Below are 16,977 nucleotides of genomic sequence, written 5' to 3' on the forward strand. Positions count from 1 at the left end.
CCTGCGGGAGTCAGCAGCCGAGCCACGGGCGCCGCCGCTCGACGCGGTCGCGGGTCCCACGGGCCGCTGGCCCTCGGTTCCCCCGGCGCCCGTGGCTCCAGTCACGACTTACTCCTCATCGCTCCCGGCCGGGGGCGCCTCGCCCTCGGCTGATTCCGGGCCCGCCTCGCCGGTCGCTTCGACCAGGTCCTCGACCTCTTCGGCCTCGCGTCCCGCTTCGGCGTTGCGCGCGATGCCCACCACGGCATCCCGCTTGCCCAGATTGATCAGTTGAACGCCCATGGTGTCACGGCCCGTCTCCCTGACCTCGTTGACCCGCGTACGGATCACACCGCCGCTGAGGGTGATCGCCAGGATCTCGTCACTCTCCTCGACGACCAGCGCGCCGACGAGCGAACCGCGATCCTCCACGATCTTGGCGGCCTTGATACCGAGGCCACCACGCCCCTGCACGCGGTACTCATCCACATCCGTCCGCTTGGCGTACCCGCCGTCGGTGGCGGTGAAGACGAACGTACCGGCCCGGACGACATTCATCGAGAGCAGCTCGTCACCCTCGCGGAAGCTCATGCCCTTCACGCCCGAGGTGGCGCGCCCCATCGGGCGCAGCGCCTCGTCCGTCGCGGTGAACCGGATGGACTGCGCCTTGCGGCTCACCAGCAGCAGGTCGTCCTCGGCGGAGACGAGTTCGGCGCCGATCAGCTCGTCCTCGCCGCCCTCCTCGGTCTCCCGCAGGTTGATGGCGATGACGCCGCCGGAACGCGGCGAGTCGTAGTCCTTGAGCACCGTCTTCTTCACCAGGCCGGCCTTGGTGGCCAGGACCAGGTACGGCGCCGCCTCGTAGTCCCGGATGGCCAGGATGCGGGCGATCTGCTCGTCCGGCTGGAAGGCCAGCAGGTTGGCGACGTGCTGACCGCGCGCCTCGCGCCCGGCGTCGGGCAGCTCGTACGCCTTGGCCCGGTAGACCCGGCCCTTGTTGGTGAAGAACAGCAGCCAGTGGTGGGTGGTGGAGACGAAGAAGTGGGAGACGATGTCGTCCTGCTTGAGCTTCGTGCCCCGCACGCCCTTGCCGCCGCGCTTCTGCGAGCGGTAGTCCTCGGTCTTGGTGCGCTTGACGTAGCCGCCACGGGTGATCGTGACGACGATGTCCTCCTCGGCGATCAGGTCCTCGATGGACATGTCGCCGTCGAAGGGCACCAGCTTGCTGCGCCGGTCGTCGCCGAACTTCTCCACCAGCGCGGTCAGTTCCTCGCTGATGATCTGCCGCTGCCGCTCGGGCGAGGCCAGGATCGCGTTGTACTCGTCGATCTTGGCCTGGAGCTCGTCGTGCTCGGCGACGATCTTCTGCCGCTCCAGCGCGGCCAGCCGGCGGAGCTGCATCTCCAGGATCGCGTTGGCCTGGATCTCGTCGATGGTGAGCAGCCCCATCAGGCCCTCACGCGCGATGTCGACGGTGTCGCTGCGCCGGATCAGCGCGATGACCTCGTCGATCGCGTCCAGCGCCTTGAGCAGACCGCGCAGGATGTGCGCCCGCTCCTCGGCCTTGCGCAGCCGGTAGCGGGTGCGCCGGACGATGACCTCGACCTGGTGGGCGACCCAGTGCCGGATGAAGGCGTCCAGCGACAGGGTGCGCGGCACGCCGTCGACCAGGGCCAGCATGTTGGCGCCGAAGTTGGTCTGCAGGTCGGTGTGCTTGTACAGGTTGTTGAGGACGACCTTGGCGACCGCGTCCCGCTTGAGCACGATGACCAGCCGCTGGCCGGTGCGCGAGGACGTCTCGTCCCGCACGTCGGCGATGCCGCCGATCTTGCCGTCCTTCACCAGGTCGGCGATCTTCTGGGCCAGGTTGTCCGGGTTGACCTGGTACGGCAGCTCGGTGACGACCAGGCACTGGCGGTTCTGGATCTCCTCGACCTCGACCACCGCGCGCATCGTGATCGAACCGCGCCCGGTGCGGTACGCCTCCTCGATGCCCTTGCGGCCCACCACCAGGGCGCCGGTCGGGAAGTCGGGCCCCTTGATCCGCTCGATGAGCGCGTCCAGCAGCTCCTCGGCGGACGCCTCCGGGTTGGCCAGGCACCACTGGGCGCCCTCGGCGACCTCGCGCAGGTTGTGCGGCGGGATGTTGGTCGCCATGCCGACCGCGATCCCGGCCGAGCCGTTGACCAGCAGGTTCGGGAGCCGCGCCGGCAGGACCGTCGGCTCCTGGTTACGGCCGTCGTAGTTGTCCTGGAAGTCGACGGTCTCCTCGTCGATGTCCCGGAGCATCTCCATGGCCAGCGGGGCCATCTTGCACTCGGTGTACCGCATGGCGGCGGCCGGGTCGTTGCCGGGCGAGCCGAAGTTGCCGTTGGAGTCCACCAGCGGCAGCCGCATCGACCAGTGCTGCGCGAGCCGCACCAGCGCGTCGTAGATCGAGGCGTCACCGTGCGGGTGGTACGTACCCATGACGTCGCCGACGACGCGGGCGCACTTGTAGAAGCCCTTCTCGGGCCGGTACCCGCCGTCGTACATCGCGTACAGCACGCGCCGGTGCACCGGCTTGAGGCCGTCCCGCACGTCGGGCAGCGCGCGCGAGACGATCACGCTCATCGCGTAGTCGAGGTACGAGCGCTGCATCTCGGTTTCGAGCCCGACCGGCTCGACGCGCATCCCGGCGCCCTCGGCCTGCGGGGTCAGCTCGGGATTCTCGGTGGTGGGGGGGTTCTCGTCGGCCATTGCTGGTCAAGATCCTTTCAGGCGGCGGCGGGGAGCCCGGCTGCGCGGCCGGGGAGGGGCCGACTCAGATGTCGAGGAAGCGGACGTCCTTGGCGTTTCGCTGGATGAACGAGCGGCGGGCCTCGACGTCCTCGCCCATCAGCACCGAGAACAGGTCGTCGGCCTGGGCCGCGTCGTCCAGCGTGACCTGGCCGAGTACGCGGTGGTCGACGTCCATCGTCGTCACACGCAGCTCCTCGGCGTTCATCTCGCCAAGGCCCTTGAAGCGCTGCACGGAGTCGTCCCGGATGCGCTTGCCCTGCTCGCGCCCGGCCGCGATCAGCGCGTCGCGCTCGCGGTCGGAGTACGCGTACTCGAAGTCGTCCCGACCCCACTTGATCTTGTAGAGCGGGGGGCGGGACAGGAAGACGTGCCCGGCTTCCACCAGCGGTCGCATGAAGCGGAAGAGGAAGGTGAGCAGCAGGGTGTTGATGTGCTGACCGTCGACGTCGGCGTCCGCCATCAAGATGATCTTGTGGTAGCGGAGCTTCTCGATGTCGAAGTCCTCGTGCACCCCGGTGCCGAACGCCGAGATCAGCGCCTGCACCTCGGTGTTCTGGAGGATCTTGTCGATCCGCGCCTTCTCGACGTTGAGGATCTTGCCGCGGATGGGCAGGATCGCCTGGTACTGCGGGTTGCGGCCGGACTTGGCCGAGCCACCGGCGGAGTCACCCTCGACGATGAAGATCTCGCACTTCGTCGGGTCGTTGGACTGGCAGTCGCTGAGCTTGCCCGGCAGCGACGCCGTCTCGAGCAGACCCTTGCGGCGGGTCAGATCGCGCGCCTTGCGGGCCGCGACCCGGGCGGTGGCCGCCTGGATCGACTTGCGGATGATGTCCGCGGCCTCGTTGGGGTTGCGGTCGAGCCAGTCCGCCAGGTGCTCGTTGACGATCTTCTGGACGAAGGTCTTGGCCTCGGTGTTGCCCAGCTTCGTCTTGGTCTGGCCCTCGAACTGCGGCTCGCCCAGCTTGACCGAGATGATCGCGGTCAGGCCCTCGCGGATGTCCTCGCCGGTGAGGTTGTCGTCCTTCTCCCGCAGCAGCTTCTTCTCCCGCGCGTACTTGTTGATCAAGTACGTCAACGCCGCGCGGAAGCCCTCCTCGTGGGTGCCGCCCTCGTGGGTGTGGATCGTGTTGGCGAAGCTGTAGACACCCTCGGTGTACTGGGTGTTCCACTGCATCGCGACCTCGAGGGAGAGCAGCCGCTCCTTGTCCTCGGCCTCGATGTCGATCACCGTGGGGTGCACCAGCTCGCCCTTGCGCGAGTTCAGGTACTTCACGAAGTCGACGATGCCGCCCTCGTAGTAGTACGTCGCCGAGAGCGGCTTGCCCTCCTCGTCCACGTGCGCCTCGCGCTCGTCCACGAGGGAGATGGTCAGTCCCTTGTTGAGGAACGCCATCTCCTGGAACCGGCGGGCGAGCGTCTCGAACGAGTACTCCGTCGTTTCGAAGACGTCCGGGTCGGCCCAGAACGTCACCGTCGTGCCGGTCTCCGTCACCGCTTCGTTCTTGGCGAGCGGGGCCGTCGGTACGCCCTGCTTGTAATCCTGTGTCCAGCGGAAACCATCCCGCTTCACGTCCACGGCCAGCTTCGTGGACAGCGCGTTGACGACCGAGACGCCCACGCCGTGCAGACCACCGGAGACGGCGTAGCCGCCACCGCCGAACTTGCCGCCCGCGTGCAGCACGGTCAGCACGACCTCGACGGCCGGCTTCTTCTCCACCGGGTGCATGTCGACGGGGATGCCGCGCCCGTTGTCGATGACGCGCACGCCACCGTCGGCCAGGATCGTCACGTCGATCCGGTCGGCGTGTCCGGCCAGCGCCTCGTCAACGCAGTTGTCCACCACCTCTTGGACCAGGTGGTGCAGACCGCGCTCACCGGTCGACCCGATGTACATGCCGGGTCGCTTACGGACCGCGTCCAGGCCCTCCAGGACCGTGATCGCGCTGGCGTCGTACGAGGGAGGAGGTGCCCCGTTGACGTCCGTACCCACCGCGGCGGTGTTCGCCTCGGTCGGGGAAGCGGTGATCTTCTCGTTGGGGTTGCCGGAATCGGCCACGAAGCGCCCTTTCTGGCACAGCAGAGCCGAACCCCTGGTACGGAGGACCGGCCTTGTCTTTCGAATGCCCCGCACGCACGGTGAGCCACCGTGTGCGCAAGCGGCGACGGTGTACTCCAGTCTACCGGTAACCGCCGACAGAATTGGGGCTTGCGGGTGCCTGAGTCGGCGACTGCCGCCCTGAACCGGCGCCTTCCTACTCCCCATATCTGGTCTGGGCTTCCAGGAGGCTCACACAGGCACTCAGCGCTTCGACCCATCAACGACCGGCGATGTGACCGGCGTCTCAATGTTCCCGTCCGTCCCACACCCGGTCCGCCCGCCGCGGCCCCGTGCCCGTGGCACCACCCGCCGCGCCCACGTCGGCAGCGCGCGCCACCGTGCCACCGCCCCCCGCACGCTGCGCGTCGCCCGCAGCGCGCGCCCGGGGAGGCGCCGGCTCCGCCCGCCGGCGCATCGCCGCAGGTCGCGGGAAATATGCCACCAACACATCACGCGGGCGCGGGCCAGCACGGCCCGGCTGCCTCGCGCCGCCGCGCCCGCCTCCGCCACCGACGCACGCCCCCGCGCGGCCCACGGCTGATTTCTGCCGCCGTTGTGCCCGCGAGGCACGAGACGCGCGGAGCGAAAGCCCTACGACAGCGACACGAGCCCCGTGCGACGGCGGAGCGAGGACGGCCGGTGCGGCCCCCCTCGCGGCAGGCCGGGGCCAGGCCGACGCGGGCCCGTCGGGTCAGCCGTAGGTGTCGCCCGGGCCACGGCTGCCGGGCGCCCGCAGCGGTCCGTACCGGCGCGCGGGACCACCGGGGCCGAGCACCTTGAGCGTGCGCACCGTGCCGTGGCCCAGGTCCGCGTTGAGCCGCGCCACGAGCTGCGGCGCCAGCAACCGGAGCTGGGTGGCCCAGGCCGTGGAGTCGCAACACACCGTCAGCACCCGCGCGTCCTCGTCGTACCGCTGCGGCTCGCAGTGCTGCGCGACCTCGGGCCCGACGAGCTGGGGCCAGCGGCCCATCACACCGCCGACCGCCGCGGGCGCCTCCCAACCGCGTTCGGTGATCAGCCGGTTGATGGCCGCGCCCAACGGCAGCGGATCGCGCCCGTCCGCCCGCGCCCCGGAGCGCAACCCACCGCGCCTGGCCTGCTTCTTCTGTTGCGCGGCCGCGCCGTGCGCGCGGGCGCGCTCCTTCGCCGCCCGCAACGCCACCCGCGCCAGGTCCACGCCCGTGGGCTCGACCGCCGCACCGGCCGGGGCCGCGCCCGGGCCGTCGTCGCGGTCCGCGCCGGCCCGCGGCCCCCGGGCCGCGTCCCGCTCCCGGCCCGATCCGCCCGACACAGGCCACGTCATATGCGCTCCACCACACCTTCCGAGACCGCGTACCGCACGCCCGTCAGCACCCCCGGCACGTCGTCGTCCACCGCGGCCGTCACCAACACCTGCTCGCCCGGGGCCACCAGCTCCGCGAGCCGCTCCCGGCGGCGCACGTCCAGCTCGGCGAAGACGTCGTCCAGCACCAACACCGGCTCGTTGCCCTCGGACCGCAGCAGGTCGTACGAGGCGAGCCGCAGCGCCAGCGCGTACGACCAGGACTCGCCGTGGCTCGCGTACCCCTTCGCGGGCAACTCGCCCAGTTTCAGCAGCAGATCGTCCCGGTGCGGGCCGACCAGCGTCACGCCCCGCTCGATCTCCCGCTTGCGCGCCTCGCCCAGCGCCGCCCGCAGCAGCTCGTACAGCTCCGGCCGGCCCGTCTCCGCGCCGAGCGGCGCGCCACCCGCCGCCTCGCTGACGGAACTCCGGTACTCCAGCACCACCGGCCCACCGCCGGGGGCCAGTTGCTCGTACGCCTTGTCGGCGAGGGGCCGCAGCGTGGCCACCAGGTCGAGCCGCTGGGCCAGCAACTCCGCGCCCACCTGGGCCAGATGCTGGTCCCAGACGTCCAGCGTGGACAGGTCGAGCTGCCGGCCGCCGTGCCGGCGCGCCATGGCCGCCGTCTTGAGCAGCGTGTTGCGCTGCTTCAGCACCCGGTCGTAGTCCGAGCGCACCCCGGCCATCCGCGGCGACCTGGCCGTGATCAGCTCGTCGAGGAACCGCCGCCTCTCACCCGGGTCGCCCTTGACCAGCGCCAGGTCCTCCGGCGCGAACAGCACCGTACGCACGATGCCGAGCACGTCGCGCGGCCTGACCTGCGAAGACCGGTTGATCCTGGCCCGGTTGGCCCGGCCCGGGTTGAGTTCCAGCTCGATGAGCTGCTGCCGGTCGCCCTGCACGACCGCGGCCCGCACGATCGCCCGCTCGGCGCCCATCCGCACCAGCGGCGCGTCGGACGAGACCCGGTGGCTGGCCAGCGTCGCCAGGTAGCCGACGGCCTCGACCAGGTTGGTCTTGCCCTGCCCGTTGGGGCCGACGAACGCGGAGACGCCCGGGTCAAGGGGAACCTCGACCCGGGCGTACGAGCGGAAGTCGGCGAGTGACAAATGCGAGACGTGCATGGTTTCCGTACCGACCTCCCCCGTCGACCAACGTCCGAGCGCGCCTCCTACGACACGCGCTGACCTGCTGTTACTTGTCCGTGTTGCTCGTCACCGCGTGGCCACCGAACTGGTTGCGCAGCGCGGCGATCATCTTCATCGACGGCGAGTCGTCCTGCCGCGAGGCGAAGCGGGCGAACAGCGACGCGGTGATCGCCGGCAGCGGCACCGCGTGGTCGATGGCCGCCTCCACGGTCCACCGGCCCTCGCCGGAGTCCTGCGCGTAACCCCGCAGCTTCGACAGGTGCTCGTCGTCGTCCAGCGCGCGAACGGCCAGGTCGAGCAACCAGGACCGGATGACCGTGCCCTCCTGCCAGCTACGGAAGACCTCGCGGACGTCGGTGACCGAGTCCACCGCCTCCAGCAGCTCCCAGCCCTCGGCGAAGGCCTGCATCATGGCGTACTCGATGCCGTTGTGCACCATCTTGGCGAAGTGGCCGGCGCCGACCTTGCCCGCGTGCACCGAGCCGAACTCGCCCTCGGGCTTCAGCGCGTCGAAGATCGGCTGCACCTTGGCGACGTGCTCCTCGTCGCCGCCGTACATCAGCGCGTAGCCGTTCTCCAGGCCCCAGACGCCGCCCGAGACGCCGCAGTCCACGAAGCCGATGCCCTTCTCGGCCAGCTCCGCGGCGTGCTTCTCGTCGTCCGTCCACCGCGAGTTGCCGCCGTCCACGACGACGTCGCCGGGGGACAGCAGCGCCCCGAGCTCGTCGATCGTGGACTGGGTGGCCGCCCCGGCGGGGACCATCACCCACACCACGCGCGGCCCCTGGAGCTGGCCGACCAGCTCCTCCAGGCTCGCCACGTCGGCGAGGTCCGGGTTGCGGTCGTATCCGATGACGGTGTGGCCTGCGCGGCGGATGCGCTCGCGCATGTTGCCGCCCATCTTGCCGAGACCGACGAGACCGAGCTCCATCACTAATCCTTCTTGCCGGAGTGAGTGCGTTGGGTAACGCGGTCGAGCCTACGCCCGGCCCCGCCTGCACGACTGTGGGCTCCGCCGCTCATACGGGGCGCCCGCCGCGCGTCCTGGAGGGGCCACCCGACGCGTCGAGTACCCGCCTACGCCACTCACTGTGGACCACGAGGCGGCGCCGCGCCCGCCGGGCCACGGGAAGCGTCCCATGGCCCGGCCGTCACCGGCCTCAGCCGGACAGACGCACCGGCATGATCAGGTACTTGTACGCCTCGTCGGCCTCCGCGTCCACGGCCGGCCGGCCGCTCAGCAGGGCGGGCTTGGTCGAGGTGGTGAAGGAGAGCTGGGCCACCGGGGAGTCGATCGCGCTGAGCCCGTCCAGCAGGAAGGTCGGGTTGAAGGCGATCGAGATGTCGTCGCCCTCAAGCTGCGCGTCCACGCGCTCCACAGCCTGTGCGTCGTCGCTGGAACCGGCCTCCAGGATCAGCACGCCCTGCTCGAAGCTGAGCCGCACCGGAGTGTTGCGCTCGGCCACCAGCGCCACGCGCTTGACCGCCTCGACGAACGGCGCGGTCTCGATCACCGCGACCGAGTTGAACTCGGTCGGGAACAGCGTGCGGTACTTCGGCAGGTCGCCTTCGAGCAGGCGGGTCGTGGTACGCCGGCCGGCGCCCTCGAAGCCGATCAGGCCCTCGCCGGCGCCGGAGCCCGCGAGCGCGATGCTCACGGTGTCGCCGCTGGTCAGCGACTTGGCCGTGTCGAGGAGCGTCTTGGCGGGCACCAGCGCGACGGCGGACAGGTCGGCCGCCTCCGGCTTCCACAGGAACTCGCGGACCGCGAAGCGGTAGCGGTCGGTGGAGGCCAGGGTGACGTGGTCGCCCTCGATCTCGATGCGCACACCGGTGAGGACCGGGAGCGTGTCGTCGCGGCCGGCGGCGATGGCCACCTGCGCGGCGGCGGCGGCGAAGACCTCGCCGGGCACGGTGCCGGTGACGCTGGGCATCTGCGGCAGCGCCGGGTACTCCTCCACAGGCAGGGTGTGGAGTGTGAATCGCGAGGAACCGCACACGACGGTCACGCGTACACCGTCGGTGGAGATCTCCACCGGGCGGTTCGGCAGCGCACGGCAGATGTCGGCCAGCAGCCGGCCGGAGACCAGGACCGTGCCGTCCTCCTCGACGTCGGCCTCGACGGAGACCCGGGCGGAGACCTCGTAGTCGAAGCCGGAGAGGCTCAGCGAGCCCTCCTCCGCCTTCAGCAGCAGGCCCGCGAGGACGGGGACGGGCGGACGGGCCGGGAGGCTGCGGGCTGCCCAGGCCACTGCCTCCGCGAGTACATCGCGCTCCACCCGGATCTTCACCGGAACCGCCTCCTGCTGTTTCTGACTCGCCTTGCTGGCCTTCGTCGTCGGCTGACTGCCGGAGACCAGTCTGACGCACGCCACCGACAGCGAGTGCGCGTCGGGGTCAAGTCGGTGCGAGGGCGTGGGAGCGACCCGGACCCGAGTTGTGCACAGGCCCCACTTCGAAACGAACTTCTCGCTCTCAATGTGTGGTCGTAGTAGTAGGGCCTGTGGAAACCGTGGATAACTGCCTTTGGGCAGGTCACGGCGCATTTTTTGTCCACTGACCCTGTGGGCGGCGGTGGTGGATAACCCGAGGTCTCTGTGGACCGCCGAAAGTTCTGCACACCCGATACACAGGGAAGCCCTACTTCTCCCCAGCCGCGTCCCCAGTTTTACCCACGTTCCCCACAGCCCAACCCGGCGCCTTGGTGTGACGCCTTTCACTCGCTCCGGTGAGAGGGGGTGTCGCGTTGCCGAACAGTGGACAACGGTGTGGAGAAGGCGGCCGAAGCTGTGCACAAGGGCGGCTGAGCTGTGGGTAGGCAGTGGACAACCGGTCGGGACGCCCTGTGGACGAAATCTTGTCCACAGCCTGTGGATGACGGTTTGCCACAAATCCACACGCGTCTGACCTCGGAAGATCCTCTCTCACCAGGGCGGCCTGTGGACACGTTTGGGACAGTCCAGCAGTCCCCAGCCTGTGGACGCGAAATAGTCCGCACATCTGTGGAGAAGACCCGTGTCCACCTCCGTAATCGAACACCTTCCCCCGCGGGTGTCCCCGCCGTGGCCGCCCCGTATCCGCTCCACGACGGCTTCCAGACCGGTCGATGAACGCCAAACGACGCTCCCGGAGCGATGCCGGGAGCGCCGGAGGGAGCGTCCTGACGAAGCGAAGCGGTCGCACGGCGGGTGCGCTCGGCGCGCGTCGGGACGCGCGGGTAGCCGTCGGAGAGCCGTGACGGGGAGGGCGCCGCGCCCGCGTCGGGGCGCGTCAGGGAACGGCCCGGAACGGCAGGACGCGCCAGGAACGGCGGGGTCCGGGACGGCAGGTCGCGTACGGTGCCGGGCCGCCCGTGCCGCCGGGCCGCGCAGGCGCGGCGGCACGCGAGCGCGCGGCGAAGACCATCCACAGCATGGGGATCAACCGCCGCGCGCGGGGCCGGCGCGGGCACGCGAAAGCGGGGCCCCGGAGGACGGGCCCCATGGCGGAGGGGACGCGGCGAGGTGTGAGCGTCAGCCGTTCTTGATGCGGTTGGTCAGCTCGGTCACCTGGTTGTAGATGGACCGCCGCTCGGCCATCAGGGCCCGGATCTTGCGGTCCGCGTGCATCACCGTCGTGTGGTCACGGCCGCCGAACTGCGCGCCGATCTTCGGCAGCGACAGGTCCGTCAGCTCGCGGCACAGGTACATCGCGATCTGCCGGGCGGTCACCAGGACCCGGCTGCGGGAGGCGCCGCACAGGTCGTCGACGGTGTGCCCGAAGTAGTCCGCCGTCGCGGCCATGATCGCGGTAGCCGTGATCTCCGGGGCCGCGTCCTCGCCACCCGGGATCAGGTCCTTGAGCACGATCTCGGTCAGCCCCAGGTCGACCGGCTGCCGGTTGAGGCTGGCGAACGCCGTCACCCGGATCAGCGCGCCCTCAAGCTCCCGGATGTTGCGCGAGATGCGGGAGGCGATGAACTCCAGCACCTCCGGGGGCGCGTTGAGCTGTTCCTGCACCGCCTTCTTCCGGAGGATCGCGATCCGCGTCTCCAGCTCGGGCGGCTGCACATCGGTGATCAGGCCCCACTCGAAGCGGTTGCGCAGCCGGTCCTCCAGCGTCACCAACTGCTTCGGCGGCCGGTCCGACGACAGCACGATCTGCTTGTTGGCGTTGTGCAGCGTGTTGAAGGTGTGGAAGAACTCCTCCTGCGTCGACTCCTTGCTCGCGAGGAACTGGATGTCGTCCACGAGCAGGATGTCCATGTCGCGGTACCGCTTGCGGAACGCGTCCGCCTTGCCGTCGCGGATGGAGTTGATGAACTCGTTCGTGAACTCCTCCGAGCTGACGTACCGCACCCGCGTCCCCGGGTAGAGGCTGCGCGCGTAGTGCCCGATCGCGTGCAGCAGGTGCGTCTTGCCGAGCCCCGACTCCCCGTAGATGAACAGCGGGTTGTACGCCTTGGCCGGCGCCTCCGCCACGGCCACCGCCGCCGCGTGCGCGAAGCGGTTGGAGGCGCCGATGACGAAGGTGTCGAAGAGGTACTTCGGGTTCAGCCGCGCGGTGGGCTCACCGGGGCCCGGCGCCGGCGCGGGTTGCGCGGCGAGTGGTCCGGGCGCGCCCGTCGGCGCGGGCGGGCCGCCGTGTCCGGGGCCCTGACCGCCGGGCCCGGAGCGGGGCAGCACGGAGGAGGGGTCGGCGGGGTCGCGACGCTGCGTCTCGTAGGGCGAGCCCCCGTGCGCGGGCGGCCCGTGCTGCGGGTGCTGGCCACGCTGGGCGTACGGGTCCGCGTCCGGGAAGCCGCCGAGCCGGGGCTGCTGCCAGGTGTTGTAGTCGCCGCGCGATTCGGGCAGCGGGGCGCCACCGGAGCGCGGCCAGGCCCCGGGGTCGGGCCGCTGCTGCGGGTAGTCGGGGTAGGCGGGGCGGGCGCTGGGCAACTCGTCGCCGGGGCGGCCGTAGCTCTCGCGCCCGTCGTAGCCGTCCCGCGCCTCGCGGCCGTCGCGCGTGTCGTACGCGTCCCGCGCCTCGCGCCCGTCGTAGCCCTCGCGACCCTCGTACGCCTCGCGGGCGGCGGGCGCGTCGTAGGGGTCCCGCTTGTCGTAGGCGTCCCGGCCGTCGTACGGCTCGTAGGCGTCGCGGGACTCGTAGCCCTCGCGGCCGCCGTCGTATCCGTCACGCGCGTCGCGCCCGGGGCGGGTGTCCCGACCGTCCCTGCCGTCACGCGCGTCATAGCCGTCACGCGTGTCGAAGCTGTCCCGTGGGGCGTCGCCGTAACGGGACTGCTGGCCGCCGTGGCCCTGGTGCGGGGCGGACGGGTGGTGCGGGGCGGGGCCCTGGGGCTGCGGTGCGGCGGGCTCGTTCTTGGAGTCGTCCACCGTGATCGCGATGCGGATCGGACGGCCGCACTCGCGGCTGAGCGCGTCGCTGATCAGGGGCGCGAGCCGGCCCTCAAGCACGCCCTTGGCGAACTCGTTGGGCACCGCGAGCAGCGCCGTGTCCGCTACCAGCGCCAGTGGCTGGCAGCGGTTGATCCAGTGCTCGTCCTTGGCCTCGACGCCCTGCCCTCTGCCCTCGCCGCGGAGCTGCTCCAGTACGCGTGGCCACACTGCGGCAAGATCGGCAGGTACGTCAGCCACAGGGCACGCTCACTCACTCACTCAGAGGGGGACGCCGACAGTTCCCACGAATGCGTGGTTCTTGGGACGGGCGGGAAGGATTCAGAGTTCCGCCACGGTAGTCAGGCCGACGCGCGTGGTTCAAGTCGTTGTCCACAGGGTGTGTACAAATGTGCCATGCGGCGTCGCCTCGTGCTCTGGCGCCCCGGTATACGGTGGTGGTGGAGCGCTGCGCCCACGTTGGTTTGACCGAATGGCGTAGCCGCGCGTACCGTAACCAGGTCGAGTTGTCGATGGCTGCTGCCGCCTGCCTCCGATGGGCATACATCCACGATCCGTGGTGAGAAAGCGGTGCAATCGGGCGTATACGAGCTTCTCGTGGGCGCACGGTGACAGCCAGGCGATGTCCCGCCACTACACATTCATTTCTGGAGCCCCCGAGTGAGCAAGCGCACCTTCCAGCCGAACAACCGCCGCCGCGCGAAGACCCACGGCTTCCGGCTGCGTATGCGCACCCGTGCCGGCCGCGCGATCCTCGCGTCCCGCCGTGGCAAGGGTCGCGCCCGTCTGTCCGCCTGACCAGCACAGGTCATGACGTGCTGCCTACCGAGCATCGGCTGAGGCGGCGCGAGGACTTTGCGACCGCGGTACGCCGAGGACGCAGGGCCGGGCGCCCGCTCCTTGTCGTGCATCTGCGAAGCGGTACATCGGACCCGCACCCACCTGGGGAGACAGCTCCCCAGGTGCGTGCGGGTTTCGTCGTCAGCAAAGCGGTCGGCAACGCCGTCACCCGAAACCTGGTGAAGCGGCGGTTGCGCCACCTGGTGCGCGACCGACTCGACCGCTTCCCCCCCGGTAGCCTGGTAGTCGTACGGGCGCTGCCCGGCGCGGGCGAGGCAGGCCACGAGCAACTGGCCCGCGATCTCGACACCGCGCTACGGCGGCTGCTGGGCGGGGCCTCCCCGGAGACTCCCTCGGTGAACCTCGGGGGTCAGACCAAGGGGAGGGTGCCGCGATGAAGTACCCGCTGCTGTGGTTGATCAAGCTCTACCAGTGGACCATCAGCCCCATGCTGGGGCCGGTCTGCAAGTACTACCCGTCGTGCTCGCACTATGGCTACACGGCCATCAACGTGCACGGTGCGGTGAAGGGCACGGCGCTGACGGCCTGGCGCATTCTGCGCTGCAATCCGTGGTCGCACGGAGGTGTCGACCACGTACCCGCCCGGAAGCGTCCGGTGTGGCACCAGTGGCTGCGGAGTCGTCTGCGTGGGCACTCCACCGCCAAGCCCGCCGCGCAGCCTGAGTCTCAGCCCAACGCCCAAGGAGCCTGATTCGTGGACACGATCCTCGGTCCTCTCTATGACGTAGTTTCCTGGATCATCGTCCAGTTCCACTCGCTGTACAGCCTCGTCTTCGACAAGAACAGCGGCTGGGCTTGGGGCCTGTCGATCGTCTCGCTGGTGGTGCTCATCCGCATCTGCCTGATCCCGCTCTTCGTGAAGCAGATCAAGGCCACGCGGAACATGCAGGCGCTCCAGCCCCGGATGAAGGCGATCCAGGAGCGCTACAAGAGCGACAAGCAGCGTCAGTCCGAAGAGATGATGAAGCTCTACAAGGAGACGGGCACCAACCCGCTCTCCAGCTGCCTGCCGATCCTCGCGCAGTCGCCGTTCTTCATCGCGCTCTACCAGGTGCTCAACAAGATCGCGAACAACCACCCGGTCGGCTTCATCAACCAGGACCTGGTGGACAGCGCCCGTGAGGCGCACATCTTCGGTGCTCCGCTGTCCGTGAAGTTCATGAGCAGCGCGTCCAAGGTCGAGGGGCTCGGCGCCTCGCTCACCGACGTCCGCGTCGTCACGGTCACGATGATCATCCTGATGTCGGCGTCGCAGTTCTTCACCCAGCGTCAGCTCATGACGAAGAACGTCGACCTGACCGTGAAGACGCCGTTCATGCAGCAGCAGAAGATGTTGATGTACATCTTCCCGATCATGTTCGCCGTCTTCGGCATCAACTTCCCGGTCGGTGTGCTCGTCTACTGGCTGACCACCAACGTGTGGACCATGGGGCAGCAGATGTTCATCATCCGCCGCAACCCCACCCCCGGCAGCGTCGCCTACGCCCACCGCCAGGAGCGGCTGCGGGCCAAGGGCAAGCTCAAGGAGGACCCGGAGGTCGTCGAGGCGCGACAGGCCGTCGAGACCGCCCGGGCCAACCGGCAGCAGCCCAAGAAGCAGACCAAGGCCCAGCGCCAGTCCGCCGCGGCGCAGGCCGGTGGCGCGAAGGCGCCGGGAGCCAAGCCCAAGCCGGACGCGACGCCCTCGGCGGGCGGGGCGAAGAGCGGACGCGGGCAGGGCCGGGCCAGGGCCACGGCGCAGACCGGTGGCGCGAAGGGCGCCGGGACGTCCGGAGCGGGCGCCGAGAAGACCTCGCTGGAGAAGGGGAAGAAGGGGGCGCAGTCCGGCAAGTCGAGCGGCAGCTCCGCCTCCGGATCCTCGCGTAACGCCAAGTCCGGGCAGCGCAAGGGCCAGCGCGGCCCGAAGCACCCATCCAAGAAGTAAGAAGGAGTCCATCCGTGACGGAAGGCACCACCCCGGCCGAGGGTGTCGACACTCTGACTCGCCTGGAGCAGGAGGGCGAGATCGCGGCTGACTACCTTGAGGGTCTGCTGGACATCGCGGACCTCGACGGCGACATCGACATGGATGTCGAGGCGGACCGCGCCGCGGTGTCGATCATCAGCGAATCGACCAGCCGCGACCTGCAGAAGCTGGTCGGCCGCGACGGCGAGGTGCTGGAGGCCCTGCAGGAGCTGACCCGGCTCGCGGTGCACCGGGAGACCGGCGACCGCAGCAGGCTGATGCTGGACATCGCGGGGTTCCGGGCGCGCAAGCGCACCGAGCTGTCGGAGCTGGGCGCCAAGGCCGCGGAAGAGGCCAAGGGCAGCGGACAGCCCGTGAAGCTGGACCCCATGACGCCTTTCGAGCGCAAGGTGGTGCACGACGCGGTGGCGGCGGCGGGCCTGCGGAGCGAGTCTGAGGGCGAGGAGCCCGAGCGCCGGGTGGTCGTGCTTCCCGCGTGATCCGGTGACTCCCTTCCCGGCCGAGGGCCCGGGAGGAACAACCCGTACGTCCGGCCCCGTCTGTGCGCAGACGGGGCCGGTGCTTGTCAGCAAGGGCAACGGCATGTCGAGAGGAAGGACGGTCCTCGTGGCGGAGGCAGCGGAGGAACTTCCCCCAGCGCCGGAGGCGGCGCGGGAGGTGTTCGGCGACCGCTTTCCGGAGGTCGTGCGGTACGCCGAGCTGTTGGCCGACGTGGGCGTCACGCGCGGCCTGATCGGGCCCCGTGAGGTGCCGCGGCTGTGGGAGCGACACCTGCTGAACTGCGCGGTGCTCTCGGAGGCGGTGGCCGAGGGCGTCACGGTGTGCGACGTGGGCTCGGGGGCCGGGCTGCCGGGCATCCCCCTCGCGCTCACCCGACCGGATCTGCAGATCACCCTGCTGGAGCCGCTGCTGCGACGGACCAACTTCCTGCAGGAGGTCGTGGAGCTCCTCGGCCTCGACCACGTCACGGTGGTCCGCGGGCGGGCCGAGGAGGTGCTGGGCAAGCTCCAGCCGGTGCACGTGGTGACCGCCCGCGCCGTGGCTCCCCTGGACCGGCTGGCCGGCTGGGGCGTGCCGCTGCTGCGGCCGTACGGCGAGATGCTGGCGCTGAAGGGTGACACCGCTGAGGAGGAGCTCAGGAGCGCCCGGGCCGCGCTGAGCAAGCTCGGCGTGGTGGAGACCTCGGTGTTGCAGGTGGGGGAGGGCATCGTCGATCCGCCGTCCACCGTGGTGCGGGTCGAGGTGGGCGAGAGCCCGGGCGGGGTGCGGTTCGCCGCGAAGCGGGCCAAGGCGGCTCGCAAGGGGCCTCGCCGCCGTCGGTGAGCGGGGGCGGGGCCGGTCGGCTCACCGGCATGTTCCCGTGACAGAGAGGTGCCGAGTGGAGCGGGGTGCGCACTTCGGGCAATGCTCCATACAAGCTGCCAAGAGTACGCAGACCGGAGTGT

The 16,977-nt window shown here is 70.2% G+C and carries 13 protein-coding genes; 6 read left to right on the top strand and 7 right to left on the bottom strand.

Annotation, left to right across the window (positions count from 1 at the left end):
• Positions 1-108: 108 nt before the first annotated feature.
• The 7 genes from gyrA to dnaA form a co-directional block, all read right to left on the bottom strand.
• Positions 109-2,718 (bottom strand): DNA gyrase subunit A, encoded by a 2,610-nt coding sequence (gene gyrA / locus OYE22_RS15970; protein ID WP_277321038.1) that lies wholly within the window; start codon positions 2,716-2,718, stop codon positions 109-111.
• Positions 2,719-2,782: 64 nt separating this feature from the next.
• Positions 2,783-4,843 (bottom strand): DNA topoisomerase (ATP-hydrolyzing) subunit B, encoded by a 2,061-nt coding sequence (gene gyrB / locus OYE22_RS15975; RefSeq protein ID WP_277324157.1) that lies wholly within the window; start codon positions 4,841-4,843, stop codon positions 2,783-2,785.
• A 709-nt stretch (positions 4,844-5,552) separates the two neighbouring features.
• On the bottom strand, positions 5,553-6,164 hold the full coding sequence (locus OYE22_RS15980) for a DciA family protein (RefSeq protein ID WP_277321039.1): 612 nt from the start codon (positions 6,162-6,164) through the stop codon (positions 5,553-5,555).
• Entirely contained in the window at positions 6,161-7,306 is a 1,146-nt protein-coding gene (gene recF / locus OYE22_RS15985; protein ID WP_277321040.1) for a DNA replication/repair protein RecF, read from the bottom strand. The genes OYE22_RS15980 and recF overlap by 4 nt, the downstream gene beginning before the upstream one ends.
• A gap of 70 nt (positions 7,307-7,376) precedes the next feature.
• Positions 7,377-8,261, bottom strand: a complete 885-nt coding sequence (gene gnd / locus OYE22_RS15990; RefSeq protein ID WP_277321041.1) for a phosphogluconate dehydrogenase (NAD(+)-dependent, decarboxylating) — start codon at positions 8,259-8,261, stop codon at positions 7,377-7,379.
• Between the two features lie 229 nt (positions 8,262-8,490).
• Positions 8,491-9,621 (bottom strand): DNA polymerase III subunit beta, encoded by a 1,131-nt coding sequence (dnaN, locus tag OYE22_RS15995; RefSeq protein WP_176162921.1) that lies wholly within the window; start codon positions 9,619-9,621, stop codon positions 8,491-8,493.
• A gap of 1,221 nt (positions 9,622-10,842) precedes the next feature.
• The gene (dnaA, locus tag OYE22_RS16000) at positions 10,843-12,945 is read right to left on the bottom strand and encodes a chromosomal replication initiator protein DnaA (RefSeq protein ID WP_277321042.1); all 2,103 of its coding nucleotides are present in this window, start codon (positions 12,943-12,945) and stop codon (positions 10,843-10,845) included.
• Between the two features lie 420 nt (positions 12,946-13,365).
• Between dnaA and rpmH the strand changes: the two genes are divergently transcribed.
• The 6 genes from rpmH (at position 13,366) to rsmG (ending at position 16,855) form a co-directional block, all read left to right on the top strand.
• Positions 13,366-13,503, top strand: a complete 138-nt coding sequence (gene rpmH, locus OYE22_RS16005) for a 50S ribosomal protein L34 (protein ID WP_003949374.1) — start codon at positions 13,366-13,368, stop codon at positions 13,501-13,503.
• A 17-nt stretch (positions 13,504-13,520) separates the two neighbouring features.
• Positions 13,521-13,943: a ribonuclease P protein component gene (gene rnpA / locus OYE22_RS16010; protein ID WP_176162919.1), complete on the top strand. Its 423-nt coding sequence runs from the start codon at positions 13,521-13,523 to the stop codon at positions 13,941-13,943.
• A complete protein-coding gene (yidD, locus tag OYE22_RS16015) occupies positions 13,940-14,257 on the top strand; it encodes a membrane protein insertion efficiency factor YidD (RefSeq protein WP_277321043.1) in 318 nt (105 codons plus the stop codon). Before rnpA ends, yidD begins: the two co-directional genes overlap by 4 nt.
• A gap of 3 nt (positions 14,258-14,260) precedes the next feature.
• Positions 14,261-15,490 carry a membrane protein insertase YidC gene (yidC, locus tag OYE22_RS16020; protein ID WP_277321044.1) on the top strand — a complete coding sequence of 410 codons (1,230 nt, stop codon included), beginning with the start codon at positions 14,261-14,263 and terminating at the stop codon, positions 15,488-15,490.
• 14 nt (positions 15,491-15,504) lie between these two features.
• Positions 15,505-16,011: a R3H domain-containing nucleic acid-binding protein gene (locus OYE22_RS16025; RefSeq protein ID WP_176162916.1), complete on the top strand. Its 507-nt coding sequence runs from the start codon at positions 15,505-15,507 to the stop codon at positions 16,009-16,011.
• A gap of 103 nt (positions 16,012-16,114) precedes the next feature.
• Complete coding sequence (rsmG, locus tag OYE22_RS16030) at positions 16,115-16,855, top strand: 16S rRNA (guanine(527)-N(7))-methyltransferase RsmG (RefSeq protein ID WP_277321045.1); 741 nt, start codon at positions 16,115-16,117, stop codon at positions 16,853-16,855.
• The last annotated feature ends 122 nt before the right edge of the window (positions 16,856-16,977 follow it).

The sequence above is a fragment of the Streptomyces sp. 71268 genome (assembly GCF_029392895.1).
Taxonomy (GTDB): domain Bacteria; phylum Actinomycetota; class Actinomycetes; order Streptomycetales; family Streptomycetaceae; genus Streptomyces.

Coding starts and splice junctions, on each gene's coding strand:
- gnd (WP_277321041.1), bottom strand. CDS start 8,261: ATGGAGCTCGGTCTCGTCGGTCTCGGCAAGATGGGCGGCAACATGCGC.
- gyrA (WP_277321038.1), bottom strand. CDS start 2,718: ATGGCCGACGAGAACCCCCCCACCACCGAGAATCCCGAGCTGACCCCG.
- rsmG (WP_277321045.1), top strand. CDS start 16,115: ATGTCGAGAGGAAGGACGGTCCTCGTGGCGGAGGCAGCGGAGGAACTT.
- OYE22_RS15980 (WP_277321039.1), bottom strand. CDS start 6,164: ATGACGTGGCCTGTGTCGGGCGGATCGGGCCGGGAGCGGGACGCGGCC.
- yidD (WP_277321043.1), top strand. CDS start 13,940: ATGAAGTACCCGCTGCTGTGGTTGATCAAGCTCTACCAGTGGACCATC.
- recF (WP_277321040.1), bottom strand. CDS start 7,306: ATGCACGTCTCGCATTTGTCACTCGCCGACTTCCGCTCGTACGCCCGG.